Genomic DNA, 4,636 nt, shown 5'->3' on the forward strand with positions numbered 1-4,636 from the left:
TTTGCCACCATCTTGGCTTTCAGAATTATCGGGCTTACCCTGATCCTGGTTCTCCTGGTTCTCCTGGTTCTCCTGGTTCTCCTGGTTCTCCTGGTTCTCCTGGTTCTCCTGGTTCTCCTGGTTCTCCTGGTCACTGTTTTGTTTCTGCTCGTTTTCCTGTTGAAGTTTCTCTATTAGTTCTTTGTTTGATTTTGCGTCTTGATGATCCGGGTTTTGCTTCAATACTTGCTCGTAAGCATCGAGTGCTTCCTGGAATTTTTGGTTCCTTGCCAGACTGTTCCCCAAGTTGTACAAAGCATCCTGTGAGGGGAGTGTTTCGTATAACTTCGCAGCTTGCTCGTAATTTCCAGCGCGATAATGAGCGGCTGCCTTATGTTCTATGGATTCAAATTTCTCGGCAGCCTCAGTGTAGGACTGTTGCTTCATTAGCTCTTGAGCTTGCTGGTCTTGGGTCTTAAACAAGTCTCTTGCTTCAAGGGCGTGTGAGGTTTCTGGTAAAGAAATAAGCGATATCGAAATAAACAGCGCTAGAAGTGTGTTTTGTCGATACGCAAAAAGCGCAAAAGGTATTATTAAGAATAACAGCAAATAACCGGCATCTTCCCAGGCATCAAAGGTACGAAAACTTTCTTGCTTGTCAGTATTGTTCGCTTTTGCTTTTCTCAGTCGTTCACCCGTGATATCAAGCGCCTCTAGGTCGTGATCATCTAGGGACATTTTAACCATCTTGCCGCGATTTACCCCTGCAAGACTGTCCAATAGTTTGAAAGGAGTCTGTGGGATGACGATCTCGCCCTGGCTTTTAAAATATCCTTTTCCGGGTATATCTATCGGCCCGCCTTCTTTGGTACCTACTGCAAGAACATCTAGATGGATATTCTTGCTACTCAAGGCATCTGAAATACGTTCATTTTGCTCTTGCGTGCTACTGTCTGCAATCAGGATAACGCGACCTGATCGTGAGTTGTTTTGTTTGAATAGCTCAATTGCTTGGTTCACGGCATTATCTGGTCTGCTTCCGATAACCGGCATAATAAAAGGGTCAAGTGCTTCAAGGCTGGCTTTGATTGTATTTATGTCATCTGTTAAGGGTGTAACGATATGACTATCCCCAGAAAATACGATAAGTGAGGTGTTTCCTTCTGTGCGCAGTGCTAGCAGGTCGTGAAGTTTCTGCTTTGCTCTAACGAGTCTGCTGGGTTTTACATCGGTGGCAAGCATTGATACGGATAGGTCAAGAATGACTACCATATCGTCTTGTAGTTGTGCAACGGGCCTAGGTTTTTGTTCCCAGCTCGGGCCAGAAAGCCCAATAATGGCTAGCAATAACAACAAAATTGGCGGCCAGTTTTTTTTGCCTGATTCATTATCACTGGATGCAGGAGTTAAATGCTTCAAAAGCTCAGGGTCGATGCTTCGGCTCCAATCTCCGCTTCGTTGATTAAACTGCCGCAGGATAAGCCAGACAAAAGGCAGTGCTAGCAAGCAAGTTAGCCAAAATGGACGTAAAAAATGAAAATTGGCGAGTAAATCTAGATTCACTATTGCTTGTCTCCTCTTAGGGAAGAGAAGAAAGTGGTAAAGCGTGAGCTAGATGCATAACTCACAACTAAAGCGGCCAGATAAAAACACAGGCTTATTGACAGGAAATATACAAGCAAAGATTTAGTGGGCCGATAGCTTCTGCTGTCTTGTTCGATTGGTTCAAGCTCATTGATGAGCTGGTATATCGCGTTTAATTCTTCAGTGTTTCGGGCCCTAAAATACTTGCCGTCAGTGACTTCGGCAATTGCATTTAGCATGTCTTCGTCCAGATCAGCTGAGGGGTTGACCTTTTGAGTGCCAAAAAAGCTTCGTCGGTAAAGCTCGTCGGCACCAATACCAATCGTATAAATAATGATGTCTTCTTGAGCTGCTAACTGTGCAGCTTTTTCGGGGGGGATCTCGCCAGCGGTATTCGCGCCGTCGCTAAGTAATATGAGAACGCGGCTATCTTTCGGTCTTTCCCTTAGGCGTTTAACACCAAGACCGATAGCATCGCCGATAGCCGTTGCTTTACCTGCCATACCTAAGTAAGCCTCTTGCAGTAGTGTGTTGACCGTTTTTGTGTCGAATGAAAGCGGCGATTGGATATAGGGCTCAGAGCCAAACAGTATTAAGCCGATGCGGTCACCTTTTCTTTGCGTAACGAAGGAAGAGACAACATTTTTGACAACGTCCAAGCGAGATACAAACTCATCATCTAATTTAAGGTCTGTTTCTTTCATGCTTGGTGATATATCGATTGCCAGCATCAAGTCTCTTCCACTTAGCGGGAGGTTTACTTTTTCTCCGTAGTAAGTAGGCCTGGAGGCTGCAACTATTAGAAAACACCACGCAAAAGCCAGTAGGTATTTACTTAGTTTGCTATGGGTTTTTCCTTCTGGTGCACGTGACAGTTTCAGTGCTTTTACTGTTTCATAGAGTGGAAGCTGCGGCGCTCTATAGTTTGTGGTGCTTTGATTTGCTCGCCGAGGGATGAGCAAAGGAATTGGCAAAAGTAATAGCGCAAGAGGCCAAACTAGCCCAAAGTTAAGTGCTTCTAAGAGATTATCAAGCATGACGTAGGCCTCGAATCCATTTTTCGATTAGCATCAATTGCTCGGTATTTATACGAGGGCAATTCCGTTGGTAAATCTCGTGACAGAGGATGTCTAGTAAGTCGCTCGGCAGTATTACTTTGTTTTGCGTTGTGTTGAGAGTATCGCCCCATTTGTCAGCGGTGTCGCTAAGGTGTGCAGTAGAGCTTGAGTTCCCGGCAAGGCATCGCTTTAGGAGTATGTTTATTTCGGTAGCTAGCTCGAAGTTATCCCAACTTTTTGAGTTGTGGGTTATTGCTTTAAGTTCAAGTAAGGCTACCCTGCGCCAGGCATTCCGTTGTCTATGTCTTATGAAAAAAGTAAGACCAAGCGCAATAGCGATGACCGAAATAACAATTAAAGCCCACCAGCCAAAAGCTAGCGGCCACCAGGTGATATCCACGGGAGGGTGGATATCTTTTAGTTGGTCTAATGGCGATGATGGGTTCATGGTGTTATTGAGTCACTATCTGCTGTAATTGCGCAGAATTTCTTGGAGACAGTGGCTAGTTTCCTGATGTGTAGACAGATTTATTAATAAGGATTTAAAACGTTTGCTCATTTCTTCTAACTGGTTTTTGTGTTGAGTCGCCCAGGCGCTGTAGTCGGATCGAACTTGTGCCGAGTTTGAGTTGATGAGCAGAGTTTGTTGGCCATCAGATACAGGGTGTAAGCCTGGTGGAGGAAGCTCTTCCTCTAGAGGGTCATAGCTACGAATGAAGAGTAACTCATTGTGCCTACTAAGGGCCTTAAGTGCTTTTTCAGTTTCCTGATTAAAGTGTAAAAAGTCGCTGATGATAACGATAAGCGTACCTGGCTTTGCAAGTCTGACCGCTTCTATTAGTGCCTTATCAAGCGAGAAAGAAGGGGGAATTTTGCTATCTTCTATATTCAAGGCTTGGTTAAACTGACTAAGAAAATTAATGTATTGCATTACTGACTTGCGACTACGCGCTGGCTTTACTTCGTGATGTGCAATGTCAGAGAATACTATGCCTCCAACGCGGTCATTGTGGTCGAGTGCAGACCATGCGAACAAGGCAGCAGCTTCGGCAGCTCTAACGGACTTGAAGCTATGTTTGCTACCGAAAAACTGGCTTTTACTCTGATCACAAATAACTAGGAGTGGGCGTTCGCGTTCTTCGTTAAATAGTTTAGTGTGAGGCGTCTGGCGCCGTGCTGTAACGCGCCAATCGATACTCCGAACGTCGTCACCAGGCTGATATACACGAACTTCTGCGAACTCCATGCCTCGACCGCGGAATTTGGATAGGTGTGAACCGCTTTGGGGGCGCGAAATAGCTTTTGCTTTTCTGAGTTTTAGATTTTTTGCCTGCCAACGTAAACGCGCAAGCGCCTGCACCGAAGTATAAGGCCCCTGGTCGAGGTTGGGAATTGAGTCTGAATTAGTAACAGGCATTGATTATGCTACAGGAACGCGGTGAATTAGTTCATTGATCACATGATCGGCTGTTATACCGTCTGCTTCAGCTTCAAAGCTGATGATAATGCGATGACGAAAGACGTCGTGAAGTACGGCGCGAATATCGTCAGGGCTAACGAAATCTTTGCCATTTAACCATGCATAAGCACGTGCGCAGCGATCTAGGGAAATTGTTGCGCGTGGACTGGCGCCGAAATCGATCCAGCGACCCAGGTCTTCACCGTATTGTGTAGGTTGACGCGTCGCAATCGTAAGGTGGACAAGATATTCCTCTACAGCTTCGCTCATATGGATTGCAGACATCTCTTTCCTGGCTTGGAAGATCTCAGACTGAGCAAGTTCTAATACCTCTTCGTTCAATGGCGTGTCATCGTGCTCGCTTCTGGCTAGTCGCAATATTTCCTTTTCGGACTCAAGGTTGGGGTAGTCGATCTTTACGTGCATTAAAAAACGATCTAACTGCGCTTCGGGCAGGGGGTAGGTGCCTTCTTGTTCGATTGGGTTTTGCGTGGCCATTACTAAGAATAAACTATCAAGCGGGAAGGTTTGTTTGCCAACGCTTACTTGTCGCTCG

5 protein-coding genes are annotated in these 4,636 nt (G+C 45.6%); all 5 read right to left on the bottom strand.

Annotated features, from left to right (window positions below):
- Positions 1–1,542 (bottom strand): VWA domain-containing protein (locus A3757_RS18110; protein ID WP_068740044.1); only part of this gene is annotated, 1,542 nt, incomplete at its 3' end.
- Entirely contained in the window at positions 1,542–2,600 is a 1,059-nt protein-coding gene (locus A3757_RS18115) for a VWA domain-containing protein (protein WP_068506432.1), read from the bottom strand. The genes A3757_RS18115 and A3757_RS18110, both read right to left, overlap by 1 nt.
- On the bottom strand, positions 2,593–3,069 hold the full coding sequence (locus A3757_RS18120; protein ID WP_068506434.1) for a DUF4381 domain-containing protein: 477 nt from the start codon (positions 3,067–3,069) through the stop codon (positions 2,593–2,595). The genes A3757_RS18115 and A3757_RS18120 overlap by 8 nt, the downstream gene beginning before the upstream one ends.
- Positions 3,070–3,084: 15 nt before the next feature.
- Positions 3,085–4,038: a DUF58 domain-containing protein gene (locus A3757_RS18125; RefSeq protein ID WP_068506436.1), complete on the bottom strand. Its 954-nt coding sequence runs from the start codon at positions 4,036–4,038 to the stop codon at positions 3,085–3,087.
- 3 nt (positions 4,039–4,041) lie between these two features.
- Positions 4,042–4,636, bottom strand: a 595-nt coding sequence (locus A3757_RS18130; protein WP_197470122.1) for a MoxR family ATPase, incomplete at its 5' end; no start/stop codon positions are given.

This window comes from Oleiphilus sp. HI0117, from assembly GCF_001635235.1.

Coding starts and splice junctions, on each gene's coding strand:
- A3757_RS18125 (WP_068506436.1), bottom strand. CDS start 4,038: ATGCCTGTTACTAATTCAGACTCAATTCCCAACCTCGACCAGGGGCCT.
- A3757_RS18120 (WP_068506434.1), bottom strand. CDS start 3,069: ATGAACCCATCATCGCCATTAGACCAACTAAAAGATATCCACCCTCCC.
- A3757_RS18115 (WP_068506432.1), bottom strand. CDS start 2,600: ATGCTTGATAATCTCTTAGAAGCACTTAACTTTGGGCTAGTTTGGCCT.